The sequence below is a fragment of the Mediterranea sp. An20 genome, assembly GCF_002160055.1.
GTDB lineage: Bacteria > Bacteroidota > Bacteroidia > Bacteroidales > Bacteroidaceae > Bacteroides > Bacteroides avicola.
Map to the genome: position 1 here is coordinate 120,435 of NZ_NFJV01000003.1, position 21,662 is coordinate 142,096.

The window sequence follows — 21,662 nt, forward strand, 5'->3', positions numbered from 1 at the left end:
TATACTTAATTTGTTTCGCTTTGACTAACGTTGGTATTATTTGAAATGGATGTACTGTCTTCATCAATTCTTTGTTTTTTTGTTACCGGAAATTTGACTCCCATTCCCTTCAATCGTTCTATGATTGCTCGGGCATGAGCTATATATTCTGGAGTACCCAAATTACGTTCAATTTGCTGCTGCAATTCATACCCCAAACTAACTCCATCTTTATTTATCTGCCTGGGGCTTGCTCCATTATCCAAAAAATACTCTACCAAGTCAAGCTCTCTGACAATAGCGGCTGTAATGACAGGTGTATCTCCTGAATTATCGGGGACATTCAAGTCCAGACCATGTTCCATCAGATACTTAATTCGCTTCATGTCGCTTGCTCCACCAACAATGAGTTCGTGAATCGGTGAAAATGGGATAGTCGCGTTTACATCAGCACCGTATTCTATTAACAACTTTATGTATTTTATGTCCCAATCAGGATGACCACAAACAAAAGAAAGTGGCATTAACCTAAATGTGCCCCCTTCCCGTTTAATATAATCGGGATTATTTCCCTTCATAGGATGATTCACATAAGACAAAAGATTTGGGTCTGCACCGTTTTCCAGCAAGAGCCTTGCCGCACCATATTGCTGTATATATATGGCATACATGAGGTAGGTAAAGCCATACTTCCCGGGTGCGTTTACATCAATCGCATTGTCAGAAAGAAGACGTTTTATCTTTTTAGAGTTGCCATGATAGATGGCATTGGCAAACATCAGTTCGTCTCCCTCCGCAAAGTACTTTTCAGGAGCATACTCGGAGAAAGAATTGCACCCGAACAATGTCAGTAGGGCCATGATGTACACTAAATGTTTCATTCCACAAAGATAATGTTTGTCAGCCGAGTCGCCTTTAGTTTTTCACCTGTTTTTGGGCAGCCAAGAATGAAATTATGTCCTATTTATACACTTTAAAGTAAAAAAACAGCAGTACAATGATTGCCAATATTAAAAATACAGCATACCAGAAACGAAAGGTGGCAGGGCCAAAAAGCTCCACGAAATAATTGCCCAGCCATGTCCTTGGACGGCACACCCACTGCCAATTCATTATCACCCCTATTAAGAACAGGGCTATTACTCCTATGACAGCAAGGTAAGCTACATCCGGATTGTTCCCAAAATAATGCCTGATCCTGTCTGGTACAGATTCCAGGAAATCTTTTTCATGTTCCATATTGTATGTACTTTTGCGATGCAGTCCCGGGGCGTTCCTCTGCCAGCTTTCAGTTGCTGGTGATGAATCCGTTTTTTATGTCTGCCTACAAAGGTAATAGTTTTTTATTTGTATAGAAGCTAATCAAGAAACAATTTGATAATCAATTAATTTATCCAATTTGAATTTCTGTAATTGATTTTCTATTGTAGCATTTAACACATCCATATTCATTAATTCCCTGACTTCGCTTTCCCATCCTTTGGCACCTCCATAATTGTTGATAACTCTTTCTGGCCAATCCGATATAATTCTCTTCCCTTTTTCAATTTCGTTTTCTGCCTGCTCATCATTACCACAATAATAATTTAATAACACAATATCTGTTAATGTAGTCTTGTCGTAGAAAATATTTTGGGCACCCTTCATATATGTAATCAAGTCGCTATATTTCAGTCGCTTTATTGTTAAAATAGGAACCTGATTATATAGTTCGTTTACAATTATATCTAAATCGTTATCATGCTCTTGCATAGAAAAGCTGTTTATGACTCCCTTTTTATTCTTTAAATGGGTAGCTGAAATTAAAGGTATGGTTGGAATATTTAAATCAACCATTAAGTTATACAAATGAAAGCATACTCGATAGCGTTGGCTTGATAAACTGGCAAAATGTAGCCCCAACAAAAAACAGCCATTACGTTTTATGATGTGCATTGTTTTATACTTGACAAAATCAGGAAATAATTTTAGCCAGTCAGTTGTTATTCCATTTTTATTCAATTTTTCAACCATGATTTTCAATCTTGCTTATTGTTGTTTCTTTGTTATAATCAATAATGTTTGGCAGCTAACCGCCATTTGAATCGACTAAGATGTGTGTAACCTATTATTCATGCACAAACATATTTATATCATCAATGGCATCTTCAATTCTGTCACGGATATAAGGATTATCTTTTTGTTGAGTAAACAATTCAAAGATTCTCTCTTTTTCTATTTTTCCGTGTATTCGAGCCAGATGCCCGATACATGTAACCGCTAATCCACAGATGTTCCTTTCTCTATTGCTGTTGATAATATCAATGCAAACATCTTGAATCCATTTCCATTCATCGCAATCAAAGGTTATCTTCAACAAAAGATTGCAACAAAATTCAATATCTTCATCACACAGTAATATTTCTCGAATGCTATTGTATATGTCTTGTGCCATTTTATTCACTTATTGTAATGTTTGACAGCTAATCACTCGTACAAGGGAGATTCAGACGCTTGTTATCATGGTTCTCATATAAAGAATCTCCTACATGTTCCTTGAACACTATACAAGCTTTCTTCTCTTCAGAACTGAATACCGTATATCCTTGCTTGGCCAACATCACCAAATAGTTCCTTAACGAAGGGTTTCGCAATGGATATTCCTTTTTATATCCAGCTGGAATTATATACGGATATTCTTCAGGAGTATGGTAATTGGGGGTATGAAGAAAAAGAGCGTCATACCTGCTATCTTCCAAAACAAGTATGGCAAATATCTGGAAAGGACGATCCATATTCTCAACAAATTGTTCAATCATTAAAAAGTGCCCGAATAATACATCCAAATGTTCTTTACGCTCCTTCCAACATACATTTCCATAACCGTTCCGGTCGAAGTGTAAGTGGTCAAAATAACTCCATCTTGATTTATCCAACAATATGTCACGCCAATTATCCAATTCGATACATTGGCGTAACCTCCTATAATATCTTTTCAGCCCTCTTCTTTTCTTCATTTTATAATGATGATGTTTGTCAGTCGCCTTCCTTTTTAGATAAGACATTAATCAGAAAGCCACTCTTTAATCTCACTGATAATATTAGGATTATTGAATTTTGAGTTCCATTTTATTATTGTATCTGCATCATAATAATCACTAACCATAAACAACAAGAGTTTATCATTAGGTATTACACCACTATTTCTAAAATCTTTTAAAACCTCTATGCAGTTGTTTACCAAAATCTCTTCATAATCTTTGCCTGACAAAGCACATCTCTTCAATATAAACGATATTTCATTGAAAAATATATTTCTATATATCGAATAATCATTTTTTATGTTCTCACTATACCATTCTGCTGGGCTAAACTTGTATGTCAAGTAATACTTATCATCCCTTTTCTTATCAAGATAAGAATTTGTATTAAAAATCATAGTAATTGACATATAGCTGTCATCTGTATATAACGCATAGGAACTTATATCTTCATAATAATCTTGCGCCCTCAAATAATTGTGCATTTTTATTATGGAGTCCTTTATTTTCTCTTTAAGTAAAGCAGTTTCCATTATTTTGTAATTAAATTATTGACTAATGTTTGACAGCAAATGATTTATCAGTGTGTTATAAACTCGCTTTTAATCTCCTGTAACAAGCGCATACAATTATTTTCAGTCTTGTTTATCATCTGTACAGCATCTGCCATTTGTTTTCTGAAGATTAAAGTTATTAAGGTCTAATAGAGTTAAATCATATTCCTTTTTCACAGGAATAGATATATATTCTAATTGTGGCATTTCAAGTAATTCCCTTATTTTATTGTCTTTTATGTATGTTGAGCCAAGGATTCTAATCTCTTGTAAATTAGTTAATTTATTAAGAAAGCCCAAAGAAGGTAATACACCACAGTTATCAATAGTTATTTGTTTTACATTATTTACACTTCCAATTATTTCCCAATTATTAATATTCTTGCAATTTTTCAAAGAAATAGAAGTAAGAGATTCGTTTCCATACAACCAGTCAAGATTAGTAAGATTTGAATCATAACCTATACCAATATGTTCTATATAAGGCATATTATGAATGACATCAAACTCTGTTAAGTTTGTTTTCATTAATCCAATTCTTCTAAGTTTTGTTAGCGAATTAAATTCAAAAGATGATTTACATAGATAATTATCAAAAAATAGATTTTCTATATTGGTACAATCAAAAATGGATTCACATGTTTTCTTATCATAATTAAGATATATGCACCACAAATTATTTAATGAGGAAAATGGTATTTTATAATCTACTTTCCCATATAAACTGATATACTCTAAATTATTTAAGTTAGATAACTCAGAGATATTTTCATATAATAAAGTATTCAAATTTAAAGCTCTTAGAAATTTGCATGTAGCAATTCTTTTTATGTCTTTAATCTTTGTTTTTATATCATTTGCTGTTACTACAAATCCATCAATTTTATTATCCCTAATGTATTCTATATCAAAACTTTGTCCATCATCTACTTGAATGAATGTATAACTCCTTTCAAAGATTTCTTTTTCAAAAATATATGTTTCCATGTGTTGACTATTTATTACGTCTTGAACTATTAATTACTTTGGCAATTTCTGAATAGTTTTTTATATTACTATCATGTAACATAACATTATTCTATTATTATTCACCCATTTCGTTGTTTGTTATCTAATCATGGATTTCCTTGAACTTATCTGATAAGTGCTGGGAATACCTCTCGATTAAGTTGTTATATAACCAACTGCGTGATATAGAAGCACCTAAAAGTCCACTAATATATAACCAAATTAACGAAACCTCAAGTTTGCCTTCACTAATAAAATCATAAGTAAGAAATTTTAAGCATAATGCAAAATATTGATGTTTAATATTATCCATTGGAAGCGAATTTTTATAACGATACACTTCTTCCCTTATTTCTTCTAAACTATGAATATCTATAGAACCGGGAGTATTCCATACCGCTTCAATGTTAGACAAAATCGTTTTCTCCTGAGTATTCAATATGTCATTGAAATACTTGAAGCCCGTGATGAAAAAAGGAATTACGTTATTCTTATATTCCTCTTTTGGATTAGGACTTGATGAAATGTAGTCATCAAGTTCATAAGCTAAATCTTGAAATAATAAATCATCTAAAGCACTCATCGTTATTTTCTTGTTTGAAATGTTCGGCAGCGTTCCACTTTAAGCAAAAATGCTGTTTGTTAGCTACATATCTCCAAAGATATTAAGTTCTCTATATCCTCTAAGCTTAATAAAAGCATTTTAACCAATACTATTCTCCTGTTTTAATGGACGGAACTCTAATATCTTGTATTCCAGTTCATCATCACCAAAAACTATGAGCCATTCATAACTCTTTGGAAAACCCAACAGTACGTTCATATTGATAGCATCAATTTCCCATATTTTTAGCAACTTCATAAATTCAATAAAATAACAGACTTCTGTCTCCAGTATATATTTGTCCCCATAAGACCATAACAAAATCTTTTCGTTTAGTCCTAAAGGAAAATCATCAAACAGTTTTGATGCCATATATTCCTTAGAAGGTGTAGCACTTCTGCAATAATAAAAGTATTTGTTGACTGGACATTTCTTGTCCTTGTATAATGCTAACAATGTATTTCTAATACTGTTAAACTCCTCATTTTCAATCCTACGCATAGACAATTTTTGTATTTGGTATAACCGAACTTTTTAATCTTGTTATTCTTCAAAACTGGCTGTAGAGTGTAATATTACTGACTTCCTTTTCATCTTGAACTCAGCTTCTTCACACATATAGGCGATTCCATCTGGTAGTACTACGGCAAAGCCCAAACCTGAGCATATCCCTGTGCTTATAGCATCAGATATATCCGCCCACTTTTGATCCAAATTAAAAAAGCCGATACAATATCCTTTCTTATGTGATGACCTCTCCTGAAGTCTATCTGTCAGATAGGTAACATCGGTTGAATCACAGTGCTCAACAACTCTATCAGTATTTATAATATCCATTAGATTATTACAAAATCGACTAATAGCTTTCACTCTTTTGTTATTTGATGACAACTCAAAATAAAGGCGCTCCTGATATGCACGCCTGATAAATTGCCTGCAGAAATAATCCTCTATGTCGTTTGTTCTATCTTTCATATCCAGTTCTCGAAGAAATAATACTCGGCTGCTAACCGACCTTCTTAGTGACGATTGAACGATTTGTTATATTTATCTTGAAGTAAGCAAGTTATTTAATTCTCACTTCATATTTTTGTAATTGCCATTTTTTATCATTCAACGAATAAGTTGCAAACAATTCATTTTCTTCTTCGTCTATTATCCAAGTCAAATCTTGATTTTTTATTCCTTGAGCATTGTCTGTGAACTTTTTTCTTTCGGATTACCGAATAAACTCATTGCACGTTCAAATGATACTGTTTCAATTACAGACAACTTAAATTGCCCGTTTTCATCCGGCAACCATAAGTTTTCAATAAGGAACAACCGCATATCTTCCACCAAATCTTTTTCTATTGATTTAAGTATAGGAAGTTTATATATGTACTTATGGATATTTTTAGAAAAGAATGGAAAGAAGTATTTCCCCATTATTCTTCGTTGCATAGATACATTATACTTATATGGATTAAATTCAGCCAATGGCATTATTAAATCCATTCCTAACCAGTTCTCATCTTTGTAAAACCGCACCTTTGAATTTATTCCCCGTGTAGTGTACAATGCTCTGAAACAAAAAGCTAATTCAAAATCTATTTGATTATACTTTTTTTCAAGAATTTCCGAAAAGGCAATTAAGTCTCTTCCTATTTCAGAAACCTTAACATATCCGGGAGAATCTGATGTTATGCTTATTCGTTCCATATTTATTGACTTTTAAAGTTGCTATTGTCCGGCAGCGTTCCGCTCATTCAGTCGGTACTGTCGTTTGTTAGCATCATATTTTCCCTTATTTAATAGCCGGCATTTTGAAACTTTTAAGAATAGCATTGATGTTGTCATCTGTCAATTCCACACTTTTTAGAATTTCTATGATTCTCAAAGTGTCTTTGTTGTCTATTGCGTTATCAAATTCATCCATTTTGTTAGCAATGACAAGACGTTCATTGACAGTCATACCACCATATCCTGTTTGTAACATGGGAGCTTTTTCTAATTGAGTAATGAGAATATCTGCTTGCACTTTACAATCTAAACTTAAAGTCTCTGCATTCTTGAATATTAACTCCTTAACCACATTTAGGAAGTCATGCCAACCATCAGTCAGGCCATTAACATATAATTTTGCATCTACAAGTTGCTCCGCCAACTGATTGTTTTCAGACCTTATAATATCACATAGGCTATTATACTTTTGCCAATACTCAAACCAACTGTCTATTCTTTTATTCATAATTCATTGATGATAATGTTTAGCAGCCGTCCGACCTTTTCAGGGGAAGCACAACCGCTTGATAACCACCTAATTTATTACACCAAATTTGATTTCGTTCTCAAATGATATATATATAATCTTCTTGAAATCCTTAAACAATACATAATGATGCTGGGGGATTTCTCTTACTATAAATGGAATAATCTTTAACAAATCATTCAAACAAAACTCGTAACCATTATTCGTTAAACTATCGCCCATATAAATCACAACATCATCGTTACGACATATCCTATTATCTAATAAGCTTTTGATAAAATTGGTAGCATCAAAAGAAATATTCTCATGATCCGAATCTACAAATTTGGTGTCATTTAACAGACTAAAATTAATGCGCCCTCCTACAAATGAGAAATGCGTATTTATATTTTCCATACAATAAGACAGGTCTGAAATCAGCTTATAACTGATTGCCATACCATCAGCGTATTTAGTCAAAGAGTTATCGTAACTACTATTCATAAATTATTCTTTTTATCTTGATGCAATGTTACAATTCTTTTTTCTGGTGGCAAATGTTTACGGATAACCGAATAACCGACCTCTTAGGGGATGCTCTGCCGCTTGTTATAATCTCGATTTAATCAGTTTCTTTTTCTAAATCACATCATATTAGAGTAATTAGGCGAGTAAAGGCATACCATTCTTTCTGTGTCAATCGTGGCAGTGCTTGCTTCATAGCCTTATACACATCTGATTCCTCATTTTCCAAAGCATAAGCTATATCCGTCAAAGGATAATTTTTTGTTCTTAATCCATATACATTTTTACGAGTAAATGGATTTTTATACCCCATGATACTGACTGTTTCTCCACATTGCTCATTGTCGGGCGTCTGTGAAAAATGAAAACACAAATCCTCGGTTATTGAACCTTCATTGTGCTCGTTTATTCTCTTTAATATGTCTTGCAGAAACGATTTATTCATTTGTCTTGAGTTTATAATATCCGGCAGCCTTCAGCTTTAAGCGATAGTGCCGTTTGTTAGCGATTTATTTATAATCATCCAACCATTTTTCAAATACCTCATACGAAACTTCAATTTCTCCTGAATAATATCTGTTATCGCATACCAAATGACGGATTCCCTTTCGGGCTTTGAGTACTACGTCGGGTATATGAATCATATCAATAGAAGCCTCCCGTATCATTGTACGCTCATGAAACAGCTTGCCATTGCTTATATAATAGCCACAATATATGCTATCAACAATCTTCCTAAAGTCTTTTGCTGATGCTCCAGCTACAATTTTACCAAAGGCATAAACTCTCTTGTCATCAATTCCTAAAACTCCATCTTGTAAAGAAATAAAATGATTTATGTTCACGCTTGTCAATTTTATCAAACCCTTATAATGTGCATGATACCATATAGAATTATCAATTCTAATATACCCCCGTGGAAACAAGTCAAAATCTCCATACCAAGCCCCGTCATCCAAAGTCTGTATTATTGAATCGCTATTGATTCTCACGCGCCCACTTTCCGTGATTACATGACTGTCTGTTTTGACAAAAGCATCGTTTAATATCATAAACCCGGCGGGAGACACACCACGCATCAGCATATTTTGAAGAAATACTCGCTTGTCATCATAAGCGAAATTTTTCCAACAACGCATCTGTTCTGGATGTGCATTCTTTAAGGGCACATTATTTCGTTCATAATACACGAATTTACCATCCGTCCAAAAATGACAGTTGTTTTTTTCGCTCTCAGCAGCTGAATGACAATTTAATTTTTTAATCGCTTCCATACTTCTTTAATGAATTGTTAATAATGTTTGGCAGCTAACCGACCTTTATGGCCGATTGAGGTGCGTGTTAGCGATATATTTATTTTTTTCTTGTTCAACGTATGTTTCAAGTAAAGACCAAATATCAAAATCTGTATATAAGTAAAACGACTTTCCCAAAGTCTCTATTTCATTACTCCAAGGAGATGTTTGGTTAATTACATATATTTGGGATAATATGTCCGCTTCCTGATTCGATCCTATATTTTGGAATGCTTTAATTATTTTAGGGATAAGGCAGGCAGTTCTATTATCAAGGACTCCACCTATCCCATTCATTGCAAGTTCTGTATCAAACTCTATTATATAGATTGCATCTTGAATGAAGTTAGGATAATTACCCAACTTGTCGAGTTCTGGAAAATCCTTATCTTTTCCTTTATACATTTCTTCCCCTAATGTTTGAATTATGTCATCTGCTGACAAGTAGGGTATTTTCTCTAATATATTATCTAAAGCATTCATGTCTTTTTCTATTGTATAGCCAATGTCCGGCAGCGTTCCGCTTATTCAGTCGGTCTGCTGTTTGTTATCAAATGTTTGTCAGTTCATATAGGGTGAATCAAATTCTTCAATTATAAGATGCGTATTTATGTCGCTCATTGAGATTGGAAAATCATAAGAAACGATATACATATAGTAATCATATCCAAAATGAAATTCCAATTTATTTGAACGTAGTTTGCACCATAATCTCTCACGCAATATATCACGAAGCAAAGGTTCTATATATATACATTGAATCTTATCGCCATTATGATAATCCAATTTCTTATAGTTTTCCAAATCAGTTATTTTGTAATCCCGAATATCAAATAACGCAGAAACATCCTTGAACAACTTGATAAATTCATTTTCGGTGTATAAATAATCCTCTTCCGTCACCAAAGAACCAATATCATAAAAACTAATCCATTCGTTGTTACCAGGTAACGGTGATATATATTTATTAACCCTATATGAATAATATTTTTTCATTTCTCAATTTGATAATGTTTACTGGCCAACCGACCTTTCAAGGGAGATTAATGCGTTTGTTATCTGCCTCTATTCACTTTGATAAGTCTCAACTACATACAAGTCAATCTTGGGATAATCGTTTGAAACCTTATCCAAAATAGCTTTGACATCATCCCATCTCAAACCGCCTAACCCGGCACCGATGGCCGGTAGAGCTATGGCCGTCACATTATCATGTTCGGCAAGTTCAAGCATCTGCTTCAATGCCTTCTCGATATATTCTATTTTGGCTCGTGTCCGCCATGTTGCCTGAGTGCCGAGATTATAGATATGCCCGTGGCCATAATCATAATCAAAGACATCGCCGGGGCAAAACTTATGCTCCTTGCACAGCTGCTTATATTCAAGATACATGGCCGGGTATCTTTCTCTGAACTGCAATGCAATGCCTTTACCCATCGCACCGGCGCAGTTACACCCGTGCGCATAGTTGCTCACGCCCTCAATGCGGAATATGTCGCCTTTCTCAATATACTTTATCATTGTTCTTACTTTTATTGTTATAAGTTACAGATAGCGCCTCTTTCGAAACGCTACCTGCATGTTGAGTTTCTTGTTTCATCAGATGGATGTCAGGCAAAATCATGTCTTCATCGTCTCACCAAACTGTCGGTTCCTGTTATTTCCGATTTCCGGATGCGTATTTTCCCGTGTTGATGTCAAGAACAGGACGGTTCGGCTGGATCAACGCGTCTTCGTATTGGCATTTCCACTGGACGCTCTGGTCCATCTCCCCATTCTTGATTCCGTCAACGGTCTCCCCGGATTCTATTTCATTTCCGCTCGTAAGCAGATAGGAAGCCACGTTATAGGCATGGTTCACCACCCAGTTCGGATCAAGGCCGTGGAAGTGGTACTGCAGGTCAGGAAGGAACAGGGTGTTCATTCCAAGCGTATCAACCAGCATGTCTTCGGAATCTTGGATCGTAAAGAAACGGACATTGACGGCATAACGGATGAAGCGGTCTGGCCCTTCTATCTGATTGCCGCGAATTTCCTCCGCCTCAAACAGTTTTCCGCTGCCGTTGAAGAAAAACGCCTCACACGACGGTAACAGCTCGGCGAGTGCTTCAAGGTAGTCCATTTCCATATCGGCACGTTCCAGCGGAGACAGGCCGCGGGCAAGGAAGTCAGTCGCGAGCATACTGTACCGGCATTCCTCAAGAATCCGGTCTCTGCTTTCCTGGCAGTCCCACATCTGGCTTCGGGTGAAATCATCCACCGTCTTTCCGTCAAAGTCCATACATGAGGTCAGCAGGAATTGTACGGGAGCTTTCCCGTCCTCAAATTCCACAATATGATCCAGGGCGAAGATGTGCAAAGACTGGTCATCTTTTCCATGACATTCTACATGGCCGAGATGCTTCCGGCAGACTTCAGCCACCTTCTCTTTGTCCGGCAATTCCACCGGCTCCTTGAACAGCATGGTGATAAGGAAAGGGCCTCCGGGCTGCTGCTCCTTGCTCTTTCGGTCCTGTTTGAATACTTTGCTCATATTGAAATGTTTTTTTGACTGTGAAACATATCGGTTAATCCCACCAGAAATACCATATTTTGGATTGGCGCAACGTGTCGGCAAGACTGCCTACGCCGTCGCAGACCTGATCCATGTCCGGACAGAAAACATATTGCTGTATCGCGGTTTCCATTGCCCTGTCCTCCGGTACGGGAGCAGGGAGTTCATACTCCAGCTCGTCGTTGGTAAAGGCACTCGGGACGGCACCGTATTCCTCGTACCAGTATTTCGAGACGGCCATCAGTTCGGGAGTTCCCGGACAGTCGTTCCAGCTTCCGAAAGGCAGGTACGCAAAGATTTTCCAAGGCTCCCTGACAGGAATCTTGGCGAGAATCAGGGGATATGTCACCTCGGCGTCGGTATCCCAGTAACTTGCGAAACGGCAGTTGTCATATCCGTCTTCCATTTCTTCCCCGATGTCGTAATTCTCTCCGGTCAGATGGTCAAGGAAGTCTTTTCCGTCCGCTACGCCGCTTTCAAGCATCCTGTTGCGGTATTCCCTGACCTTCTTACGGTTGAAGACGTAATCATCTGCGCTTTCGCTGTCCGGGTCCGAATTTCCGATAAGGTTCTCCCACAAGCCTTCATCCACCTTGACCAGAACGGGTATGAATCCTTCCTGCACGCCGAGGTGTTTGGCGTAAGTATAGGCCGACATGATGGGGTCATCGTCACTCATGGACGGGAAGTAGGTGCATTCACAATCCAGATAGTCCATAAGCGCACGGGCAAGGTCGGACGGTTCGGCGGTATCTTTATCTATGTGCTGCCCTTGCCAGTTGGTGAAGCGTCTGCCGATGACCTGCGACATCGCCTGGTAATAGTCCTCGTCATACGGGATATACAGGTACGCTTCATCCTTGAACTCATTGGAATAGTACCTGTCAGGACCGAAGTAACCCAAAGCATGAATATCAATATCACCAGGATAAAATGGATTCTCGTTGGCCCCGTAATAAGCCCCATAGTAGTAGTCGGCAAACGCCCGTCCCGTTTTGTTGAACAGGCTTCTGGTGAGCCGGCCGTCCAGTTTGTCCCGGATGAACAGTCTCAGGTCTTCGTCCGTGGAATCATTTTTGACGTTGGACACCACATCTCCGAACCGTTCCAGAAAGTCCTCGCTCATAAGGTCGTTTTCCATGCACCAGCGGAGATATATCGCCAGATGGTTATAGGCTGTGATAGGCTCTGCTGCCAAATCCTTCTCCTCGAATTTCTTCAGGTGGTATTCAGCGTCGTCCATCACCTGATCGCTGTCGTCCGAAACTCCGGAGAAGCCCTCTGAACCGTCTTCGCTGTCGTATGAGATTTTCAGGGTCGTCATGTCTGGCAGGGCCACTCCCTTGCCGCGTGTGATCTGATGCTTGTCTGTCAGCGAGAAACCGATGGTCTCACCGTCCTTGAGCACCGCATCGTATTCCAGGACATATCCTGCCATGCTTGCCAGGAAGTCCCTCACCTCTGACGGTTCGGCATTCACGTCGAGCACTTCCATTTCGTCCTTGCCGAAACATTCCATGCCATAGGTATAGCCGCTGACTCCCTTTTCCGTGCGGTAAAGCCCGAACCATATCCAGTTGTATATAGGCAGCGAACCCTCTTTCAACATTCCGGAAAAGCCTTCATAGAAACGGGGCTGGAACACCACGCCGCTGGTATAGATGCCGGTTACGTTCTTTTGCAGGCAGCAGACCGACATCAGTTTCACATACAACTTGCCTCTTTCAAGAAGCGATTCTTCCTTGCCGAGTACGGCAACCATGATGTTTGCCTTGTGAGCCTTGGCCACCTTCTCGGCCTCCGGCCACATGTAGTTGTTCTTCGCGCATTCTTCGGCCTCGCCGTTCGGTACGGGACCTGGCATCAGGCTTACGGCCGCCATCATGTCTCCTACATTGAACACCAGAGAATCGGCATTGATGTTCTCGCCGTCACCCTCGTCAGCTTCTATTTTCCATTGCTCTTCCAGGTCTTTGATGTACTTTTCCTTGTTCCAGCTTTGGTCAGACAGCAGGGCAAATCCCACAAACGTGCCCGGTTCCTTGTCCTGTTTTTCTGCCGGTTCCTCTGCCGGTTCCTCTGCTTTTTCTGTTTGGCGGCATTCCTCTATCACGAGCTTGGCATCTTCGTCTTCCGGATCAAGCTCCGCCCATTTTTCCGCATAGGCGACAGCCTTCTCTTTCTGGCCTGTAAGATACTGGTAGGCGTAGGCCATGCGCATGTTCCATCCGGCCTTGCTTTCTCCGGCTTCGCGGACCGACTCCAGCAGTTCCAAGGCCTTGTTCAGTGCCCTGTCGCATTCTTCCGTTTCGGGCTCCTCGTTGTTGTTGCCAAGGACGGCATAGTTCTCGTAGGCTCTTACAAGGAGCATGGTCGATTCATAGTCCCTTTCATCGGCCGGTATCGTTTCGAGGGCCTTTATGCACTTCGTGTATTTGTCGTTGTCGTTCCAGTCCTCTATCTGCTTGAAGAAAGCCTCCGCATTTTCCTTGGTGTACGGTATGGAACCGCTGTCCGCTTCTGTCAGGCGGTGGACATTCCCGTTGCGGATGAAGTCTGAAATGTAGAAGCAGTATGCGGGATATTCCTCCAGAAGAGGTCTTATCTTCCGGATGAAGGCAGGAAGGTCATAGACAAGCAGGTCGATATAGCTGTAAGTCGTTCCCGTCGCGCCGCCTGTTATCAGGCCGAGGTGTTCCGGTTCAAGCAGCTCCTCCGTTATCCTGTCTTCAAGGTCATGGCGGAAATCCAGAATCTGATGATCGTCACCGTCAGTGCCGTTGGGGAAGACCAGGAACATGGCCTGCGCACCGAAACTGTTGGCATGGTCAAATACATCGGTCGAATCGTTATAGTAGTCGGCCACGAGGGAGTACAGGCAGGTAGAACCGACAATCACGTCGGAGCGCAGTTCGTCGCTGTCCTTCGGGGTCAGCTGATAGCCGGTATAAATGTCCTTCGGGTTCTCGAAGAACTCCTGGTTATGGGATTTCAGGGTTTCCTCTATGTGCCGTCTCAACTCGGACAGTGTAATCATGCCGTCTTCGGAGCCTGATACCCTTTCTATCTCACGGATATATTTGAATGAAACGCCTTCGCCCAGCGTCAGTTCCAGAATGATATGGAAGATGCCGTTACTCTTTTCTTCGGGCAAAGCGCACAGGTTCTCGTCGTAATACCGGATATTGAAATCGTTGCTTTCTTCCAGATAGGATGCGTTTACTTTTATCTTGGCCATATTAATATCGGTATCATACATCCTGAAGGCGAGCGACGACCCTTTCATGCCTTGGTTGAACGGGAAGAACTTCCATTTTCCTTTCAGACTTTCGGGCATACGGGATATGATGTAGGGATAGAGGATGAAGAGGTCCGGCCATCCTTCCACCGAGAACGTGAACTCATGGTCGCCCCCTACATTGAAATGTGTGTTTTCCGATAGAAGGCCGGTGCCCTCGTTGACAAACTTCGTGAAGGCGTCCGCTTCCTCCTTGGATTTCGGGTGCATCATGTCCGACAGTTTTTCTTCGTTTTCTACGAACCAGTCCCAGAACTCTTCCACCCGTCGGGACAATGGCATGGAGATATTGCACTGGCGGATGAGAGTCTGCGTGTCTTCATCCTCCGGGTCAAGCTCCCTGGCTTTGGTGAAGTAGCGCAGTGCGTCCCGGTAATTGTCCAGACCATACTGGGCATATCCCATTCTGAAATTCCACCGCTCGTCCTCTTCACCTTCCTCCCTGACGGACTCAAGCAGTTCTGCGGCCTTGGCATATTTCCCGATGTTGTTGTATGCCCTTGCAAGAATACCTGTTGTCTCATAATCCCTTTCGGCTGCCGGAATCTGTTCCAGCGCGTCGATAATTTCCTGATGCTTGTCGGCTTCATGCCATTCAGCAATTTGTTTGGTCAGTTCGTCGTTCATGGTCTCGTTGTTATAGATGATTTTCTTTCTTTCAGGTTCAACAGGCTGTTCCGCAGCCAGGCTTGAAATGACTTCCTGCGCCAGTCTTTTCACTTCCTCCGCCCGGGGAGCGCAGAATGTGAAGAGGGTGTACTGGTCCTGGCAAAGCGCGTGGCAGCTGTAGCCATAATAAGGTTCTTCCTCTTCCGAATCCCGGTCTTCACCCATGTCATAGAGACGGTATTTCCCGCCGTCAAATGTCCCTTCTTCAATTATTTCCTCGTCCATGTCGAGAAACTTAGGTTCTTTCTTCGCCGAATATCCCGTGCATCTGACCGTGTGCCAGTTTTCTTCGAGCCCGTCATAATAGACAAGGGTGCCTTCGTCCGTATCTCTGAGATAGCTGCCCGGCAGACTGAAACTGATGCTTCCGACCTTGTATTTGACAGTCCCGCGCCTGTAGCCGATGGCAAACTCGGTTTCGTAGGCCGGCATTCCCTCCGTTGGAATGGGCGTGCATCCATGAAGTCGGCACAGTTCCTCGTATTCCTTTTTTGGGAAAGGGAGAGACGGGTCGAGCGAGGCCGCCGTTTCCAGTTCGCTGATGATGTATCCGTTTATCCGGGCGTCTTCTTCGCTTCTCTCCGAGGGCATGAAATAGCAGTCCTCCCATAGCGCGTTGAGTGCCAGTCCCCGGTGGAAATGTGCGTCCTGCTCCGGATTGTTCCAGATGAAAAGCTCATTGGCAAAAGGTTCGATACCTTCTTTCTCTATACGGCTGATTACATCGTCAAGACGGAAAGAGCCGAATGGAGAGATGACGACACCATCCTCCGATGCAGGATAATAGCTATTATAGAGGTCCCAGCACATGCATAATGACTTGTCGCCTTTTGTTTCCTGCTCATGGATGACTTCAAACAGTTTGGCCAGCCACTTGTGGAAATGGTTCTTTTTCATGGCCTCAAAGTCCCTTTCCGTGTAATACTCCGTTTCATCTTCCACCTCGAAGCGGGTGTCTGCAGCCTGTTGAAGCCGGTCAATGAACGCTATGGCTGCCTTGTGGAAGCCGGGACCAAGCAGGTTGGTCTGGCATTCTCCGGTTACGGAAACAGTGTCTTCCGTATTTTCTTTTCCCTCATGTTGATAGTTCAGGAACAGGTCGCCCAGTTTGCAAAAACTTACCCTCGTTGCTGATTCGTCATGCTCTGCATGATAGCCGGATTCAGCGGCCAGTTTTTCCACGGTGCGCTTGAATGCTCCGATATTCCTGATCCTTGTGCGAATGTTGAATCCAAGTCCCATATTCGTTATATTGTTAGTTATGCTATTAATGACTTATTTTGGTGGCTGGCAATCCTTTATGGGGATGTTCGGCCGCTTGTTATAACTTATTTGAAATTTGTCAGTACATGGTACGCAAGTCTTCTTGTGAAGACGCTCCTTTTACATTGACAACATTATCGCCTAATTGTTTAATCCGATTTACAATTTCCTTTTCCATGACTCTAATTTTTCGTTCGTAACTGATGTGTTCGGCAGCTTGCCGCTTTATTCAGCTGGTTTTCTGTTTGTTTACTCTTAATTCTAATATTTTTTGAGCGGCTTGGTTTTTAATACTGTCTCGCAATATTTCCAGTCTCCGTTGCCCTATGCGTTTGTCTGCCGCCCGAAATATATCTGTCAATCCCCAATAATCGTCTTCAAATCTGCGAGTTAATATATCTGAAACTGGGGTATCTATGTATTCCCTTATCAAGTTTGAAATAAAAGATATATCACAATAATATGGGTAATCTGCTATTTGAGGTATATGTGCATGATGATGCGATACATGACCATCCTTATCAACAAAGTCTTTTGGATAATCAAATATGATTTCTTTCCCTATGGTTATCCAATATCGAGGGCAGAAACTTGTTGCCCTGTCGCTCCTCATAGGATATACAGCACAATGTATCTGGAAATCAATCTTAGGATCAATTATCAGATATAGTTCCTTTTGCAGTTTACTCCATCTTTTCATGTGTTCTTCCTCTACAGCTAATGTTGGGCGACTAACGGGCCTTTACAGGAATGCTCTGCCGCTTGTTAGTCACCTATTTTTCATAATAAAGTTCCTCTATACATTCAAAAATTGCAGGATATGGCTCTTGGCGATATAAGGGTTCCACCTCTTTGAATAGATTTTTATCAGTCATCTTGTCAAATAATTCATCTATGGATGTAGCAACCTTACGAACTCCTAAACCTGAAAAATCAGTCAGATATATATCAAATTCTTCTTCAATAGGCTGGCTTTCAATATCCCAAAACAGATATGAACCATCCTCACTTTTGGCAAAAGGTTCACATTTTTGCATTAATTCTCGAGAGCCATCAGGTTCAAGTATCATATCCACAATTTCTTCATCCCAATCCAAAACATATTCAAATCTTTCTTTGAAGAGTGGATTTTGTTCTAACCAAGAATCACCATAATTCCCCATTGGAATATAGATAAACCATCCTCCTAATGCTCTCCCATATCCATATTCTTTAACAAATTTCTTATATGAGATCGGAAATTTGCGCTTATTGGGGAATCTGAAATTTTCCAAGAAATCCAAATCTCCAAAAATTGTAGGATTACCTATTATTTTTAATTTGTTCATTTCCTTTTAATTTGAGGTGACTAATGTTCGGCAGATAATCGCCATTTCAAGGACGATTTAGCCGTGTGTTAGTTATCTAATTTTATTCATACAAAACATTCCTAATGATTTTATAAAAACCATGTAGATTATTTGGTGTGTTAAATGGAAATAATTGGTTTTCAAATTCATTTACGTCCAATTTAATTTCACCACTTTCTAATTTTAACAAAAACGCATACAGTTCTTCTTTTTGAGCTAAAGAGAAATGCGCCTCAAAAAATGGTTTAATTTCATCACAAATAAATTTTCGTAATGAACAACTATCATTCAAATCCAAATTCAGATACTTCATTGACAGATTATCATCATCAGCCCCGCCAATAAAATCATTGAATAAGTAAAATAATAAATCACTATTCATATTATTTTTTTATTTAGTGACTAATGTTTGACATCTAATCTCCGTTTGAAGGTGCGTGTTATGGGCATTTACTTCCAAAAGTTGTCCTGCATGTGCTTTTCCAAATATCGACTTACTACTCCCCAGCCAGCATTGTCAGGACTATTATACCCCCACATATTTTCAGTAGCATCTTCTAATTTTTCACATACTTCTGAATATTTTGCTGTTATTTGTTTCCTTTCTTCTGAAGTGTAACCTTTTAGTTCTTCCATTGTTATGGTAAAATACTTACCTTCTCTGCTTCCACGCACGAAATTTACAACTTCACATAGTCGGTCTTCGTCAAGAGCAAAGACATCTATATTGAGAGGGAAAATTTGTTCGATATTCTCTGTCGCTTCGCCAATTTTGTCCAGTCCAATTTCATACATTGCATGAGATATGTAAGGTAGCAATTTTGTATTTTCTTCTATGATTGCTTGCCACCCATCACCTTTACAGATACCTATAACATTGGCTACTATGTGAAATGTAAATACAGTGTCAGACACTTGTTTTTTAATTTCACTCAATTCGCCTATCTCCCAAACCTTATCTGATAAAGCTACAATCGCATCCTCTGTATTGACATCCATTCCTTGCAGGACATCACTTATTTTTTCTGTTTTCATATTTACATTGCTTTTTAGTTACACATAATGTTTTATAGCGTTCCGCTTATTCAGACGGTTTGCTGTTTGTTATTGATTATTCTTTGATAATAGGAACCAACAAATTCAAGATACAAGTTGAAAATCAGTTAATTTATCCAATTTGAATTTCTGTAATTGATTTTCTAATGTAGCATTTAACACATCCATGTTCATTAATTCCCTAACTTGTTTTTCCCAACCAATCACACCACCAAAACGTTGTGTGGCAGCATCATCCCACTGAGATATGATTCTTTTTGCATTTGCAATTTCTTGTTCTGCTTCTGTGTCCTTTCCACACTTGAATAGAGCAAGTACAATATCACGCAATGACTCTGCAGGATAACCGATTGAGTTATCAACTGTTCTTTTTATATAAGCAACAAGTTCATTGCAACTGATAACATCTTTTTGGAGTAAAGGAATCTGCTGCTTCAATCGCTCCGCATAATTCCTAAAACCTTCTTTATGCTGCAAAGAAGTTACACCATCTCTTGCCCCTTTGTGATTCAACAGAAATGTATTTGAACCTAATGAAATAACAGGAAAATCAACCATTAAATTATGAATATGAAAAATCATCTCATAATCCCAATTTCCTGAATGTGTCTGCAAGTATATACCACATAGAAAAGCACCATTTCTGCGTATTAAGTGCATTGGCTTATACTTGACGAAATTGGGAAATAAATTTAGCCAATCGGTTGTTATTCTGTTTTTATTCAATTTTTCAATCATGATTTTCAAGTTTATGTTGGAATGATGTCAATCAAAAAACAATTTTATATGGATTTCCTATTATCATTTTTTGTCCTAATCAATGTTCGGTGGCTAACCGACCTTTTCAGGGATGTTCAGCCGCTTGTTATAAACTTCATTCATCATCATTGCCATTTGGCTTACTATATTTTTCGACCCATTCAAAATACTCTCCACCTAAACCATCACTTATATCGTTCAAATCAACTATTTCATCTTCATTTACTGCACCTATGATGAAATCCCCAGAAGACTCAAACATAAACATCACTTTGAATAGTGATCTATCAATGGCTTCAGTAGTTATTTCTCTTATTACTTCCATATCTTGTGGAGAGAAATGACTTAATTTTGCATGTAACTTTTGAGCCTTTTCTGATTTAAGCTCCCCAGAGAAAATCTTATCTAACTGCTTTATTGTTTGAGTTCTAACATCACTCATTAGCATTTCTCCAAATTGATTCAAAATATCTTTATTGTCCATAATCTTTGCTATTTAAGTTTATAATGTTCGGCAGCTAACCCGCCTTCAAAATTCCATCCGGTTTTTGCCTGGTATATTTCCATGTCCTAATAAATTCGCACGTCATACACCTTGCCGTCAAGCAATCCCACATAGCGGTCATCGGAAAAGAACCAGCTTTCGAGCGTTTTGCCTTCCATCTTATTTTCTGACTTGTGGTAGGGTTCGCCCCATGCGGCAATGACCATCTCGCGTGTCATGCCCGTGTCCACCTTGCGGAATGCCACCTGCCTACCGTATTTCTCGCCGTAACGTTCCGTCAGTGAGGCGATACGGGCGGCACTCACAAACTCATATACCTCGTCGCCACCTATGGAAAAGGCTTCCACGCGAACCCCGTCCTTGCCCTCCATGAGAAGGAATGCGCCGTCGCTGTTCATCTTCAGGCCGACATCCACGCAGCGGTATTCTGCCCCTTCGGGGGGCGTGATGATTTGCCCGTCCTCGGTCTCAACGCGCTTGGCAAGCGAGAAGAACACTTGCCCGATATAGCGTTTCAGCTTTTCGTAGTAACCCAGGCAGGTCATGCTCCGGGGCTGCAAATAGGGGTTGAAATATACCTCGTCGCCGCTTTCCTTTTCACGCAGCAGCAGGCAACAGCCGGCTGTGAGATAATCCCTCCTTGTCCAGACCTTCAACACCTCGTAATACTTTCCCACCACCGCTTCGGCAGGGGTATTGCCCCGTCCGTCATCCTTGTATATCTGTCTCTCGCTCCCGGCAAGGAAGTTGCCCGTGAAGAAAGTGTCGTAATAGCCCTGGCTGTCATTCCTTGCCCCGTGCATGTAGAGGGTCTGTCCGGGCAGGGCGGCAAAACTTCGCTCGTCCACGTTCGTCAGGCTGTCGTAGGGCTGCGCGTTCTGCACGGTGTATTCCTTTAGCTCGTCGTTCTTGGGGACGATGTTAAGCTGCGCCCCTGCATGAAGACCGGCGGCCAGGAACAGTATCAGGATAGAAATGGTTTTCATACACATTC

26 protein-coding genes and 1 pseudogene are annotated in these 21,662 nt (G+C 39.9%); all 27 read right to left on the reverse strand.

All coding sequences use genetic code 11. The features are described from left to right. Positions 1-5: 5 nt before the first annotated feature. Positions 6-860 carry an ankyrin repeat domain-containing protein gene (locus B5F34_RS03075; RefSeq protein ID WP_087334940.1) on the reverse strand — a complete coding sequence of 285 codons (855 nt, stop codon included), beginning with the start codon at positions 858-860 and terminating at the stop codon, positions 6-8. 79 nt (positions 861-939) lie between these two features. Continuing rightward, positions 940-1,218: an immunity 17 family protein gene (locus tag B5F34_RS03080; RefSeq protein ID WP_087334942.1), complete on the reverse strand. Its 279-nt coding sequence runs from the start codon at positions 1,216-1,218 to the stop codon at positions 940-942. A 123-nt stretch (positions 1,219-1,341) separates the two neighbouring features. After that, on the reverse strand, positions 1,342-1,992 hold the full coding sequence (locus B5F34_RS03085; protein ID WP_087334944.1) for a hypothetical protein: 651 nt from the start codon (positions 1,990-1,992) through the stop codon (positions 1,342-1,344). 94 nt (positions 1,993-2,086) lie between these two features. Beyond that, positions 2,087-2,413 (reverse strand): hypothetical protein, encoded by a 327-nt coding sequence (locus tag B5F34_RS03090; protein WP_087334946.1) that lies wholly within the window; start codon positions 2,411-2,413, stop codon positions 2,087-2,089. A gap of 28 nt (positions 2,414-2,441) precedes the next feature. Then, positions 2,442-2,975, reverse strand: coding sequence for a hypothetical protein (locus tag B5F34_RS03095; RefSeq protein WP_140392941.1), 534 nt, complete (start codon positions 2,973-2,975; stop codon positions 2,442-2,444). 47 nt (positions 2,976-3,022) lie between these two features. Beyond that, entirely contained in the window at positions 3,023-3,532 is a 510-nt protein-coding gene (locus B5F34_RS03100; RefSeq protein ID WP_087334951.1) for a DUF4303 domain-containing protein, read from the reverse strand. A gap of 102 nt (positions 3,533-3,634) precedes the next feature. Then, positions 3,635-4,540 carry a hypothetical protein gene (locus tag B5F34_RS03105; RefSeq protein ID WP_087334953.1) on the reverse strand — a complete coding sequence of 302 codons (906 nt, stop codon included), beginning with the start codon at positions 4,538-4,540 and terminating at the stop codon, positions 3,635-3,637. A 124-nt stretch (positions 4,541-4,664) separates the two neighbouring features. After that, a complete protein-coding gene (locus B5F34_RS03110; protein WP_087334955.1) occupies positions 4,665-5,144 on the reverse strand; it encodes a hypothetical protein in 480 nt (159 codons plus the stop codon). 120 nt (positions 5,145-5,264) lie between these two features. Continuing rightward, complete coding sequence (locus B5F34_RS03115; RefSeq protein WP_087334957.1) at positions 5,265-5,666, reverse strand: hypothetical protein; 402 nt, start codon at positions 5,664-5,666, stop codon at positions 5,265-5,267. A gap of 42 nt (positions 5,667-5,708) precedes the next feature. Then, positions 5,709-6,140 carry a hypothetical protein gene (locus tag B5F34_RS03120; protein WP_087334959.1) on the reverse strand — a complete coding sequence of 144 codons (432 nt, stop codon included), beginning with the start codon at positions 6,138-6,140 and terminating at the stop codon, positions 5,709-5,711. Between the two features lie 91 nt (positions 6,141-6,231). After that, a pseudogene (locus B5F34_RS03125) lies at positions 6,232-6,866 on the reverse strand (hypothetical protein). A gap of 85 nt (positions 6,867-6,951) precedes the next feature. Beyond that, complete coding sequence (locus tag B5F34_RS17690) at positions 6,952-7,395, reverse strand: hypothetical protein (protein WP_204245571.1); 444 nt, start codon at positions 7,393-7,395, stop codon at positions 6,952-6,954. Between the two features lie 69 nt (positions 7,396-7,464). Continuing rightward, positions 7,465-7,899 (reverse strand): hypothetical protein, encoded by a 435-nt coding sequence (locus B5F34_RS03135; protein ID WP_087334961.1) that lies wholly within the window; start codon positions 7,897-7,899, stop codon positions 7,465-7,467. A gap of 145 nt (positions 7,900-8,044) precedes the next feature. Continuing rightward, the gene (locus B5F34_RS17695) at positions 8,045-8,365 is read right to left on the reverse strand and encodes a hypothetical protein (RefSeq protein WP_087334965.1); all 321 of its coding nucleotides are present in this window, start codon (positions 8,363-8,365) and stop codon (positions 8,045-8,047) included. A gap of 64 nt (positions 8,366-8,429) precedes the next feature. After that, positions 8,430-9,194, reverse strand: a complete 765-nt coding sequence (locus B5F34_RS03145) for a DKNYY domain-containing protein (RefSeq protein ID WP_087334968.1) — start codon at positions 9,192-9,194, stop codon at positions 8,430-8,432. A 45-nt stretch (positions 9,195-9,239) separates the two neighbouring features. Then, complete coding sequence (locus B5F34_RS03150; RefSeq protein WP_087334970.1) at positions 9,240-9,698, reverse strand: hypothetical protein; 459 nt, start codon at positions 9,696-9,698, stop codon at positions 9,240-9,242. A 78-nt stretch (positions 9,699-9,776) separates the two neighbouring features. Continuing rightward, positions 9,777-10,211 carry a hypothetical protein gene (locus tag B5F34_RS03155; protein ID WP_087334972.1) on the reverse strand — a complete coding sequence of 145 codons (435 nt, stop codon included), beginning with the start codon at positions 10,209-10,211 and terminating at the stop codon, positions 9,777-9,779. Between the two features lie 69 nt (positions 10,212-10,280). Continuing rightward, positions 10,281-10,736, reverse strand: a complete 456-nt coding sequence (locus tag B5F34_RS03160) for a macro domain-containing protein (RefSeq protein ID WP_087334974.1) — start codon at positions 10,734-10,736, stop codon at positions 10,281-10,283. Between the two features lie 136 nt (positions 10,737-10,872). Then, entirely contained in the window at positions 10,873-11,748 is an 876-nt protein-coding gene (locus tag B5F34_RS03165) for a DUF4261 domain-containing protein (protein ID WP_087334976.1), read from the reverse strand. Between the two features lie 34 nt (positions 11,749-11,782). After that, positions 11,783-16,978: a DUF4253 domain-containing protein gene (locus tag B5F34_RS03170; RefSeq protein ID WP_087334978.1), complete on the reverse strand. Its 5,196-nt coding sequence runs from the start codon at positions 16,976-16,978 to the stop codon at positions 11,783-11,785. Positions 16,979-17,228: 250 nt separating this feature from the next. Further along, positions 17,229-17,699, reverse strand: a complete 471-nt coding sequence (locus tag B5F34_RS03175) for a hypothetical protein (RefSeq protein WP_087334980.1) — start codon at positions 17,697-17,699, stop codon at positions 17,229-17,231. Between the two features lie 73 nt (positions 17,700-17,772). After that, entirely contained in the window at positions 17,773-18,327 is a 555-nt protein-coding gene (locus B5F34_RS03180) for an SMI1/KNR4 family protein (RefSeq protein WP_087334982.1), read from the reverse strand. An 82-nt stretch (positions 18,328-18,409) separates the two neighbouring features. Then, positions 18,410-18,730: a hypothetical protein gene (locus tag B5F34_RS03185; protein ID WP_087334984.1), complete on the reverse strand. Its 321-nt coding sequence runs from the start codon at positions 18,728-18,730 to the stop codon at positions 18,410-18,412. Between the two features lie 68 nt (positions 18,731-18,798). Continuing rightward, the gene (locus tag B5F34_RS03190) at positions 18,799-19,383 is read right to left on the reverse strand and encodes a hypothetical protein (protein WP_087334986.1); all 585 of its coding nucleotides are present in this window, start codon (positions 19,381-19,383) and stop codon (positions 18,799-18,801) included. A 105-nt stretch (positions 19,384-19,488) separates the two neighbouring features. Then, positions 19,489-20,142 carry a hypothetical protein gene (locus B5F34_RS03195; protein WP_087334989.1) on the reverse strand — a complete coding sequence of 218 codons (654 nt, stop codon included), beginning with the start codon at positions 20,140-20,142 and terminating at the stop codon, positions 19,489-19,491. Between the two features lie 136 nt (positions 20,143-20,278). Beyond that, positions 20,279-20,647 carry a hypothetical protein gene (locus B5F34_RS03200; RefSeq protein WP_087334992.1) on the reverse strand — a complete coding sequence of 123 codons (369 nt, stop codon included), beginning with the start codon at positions 20,645-20,647 and terminating at the stop codon, positions 20,279-20,281. 86 nt (positions 20,648-20,733) lie between these two features. After that, positions 20,734-21,654 (reverse strand): hypothetical protein, encoded by a 921-nt coding sequence (locus tag B5F34_RS03205; protein WP_087334994.1) that lies wholly within the window; start codon positions 21,652-21,654, stop codon positions 20,734-20,736. Positions 21,655-21,662 lie beyond the last annotated feature (8 nt).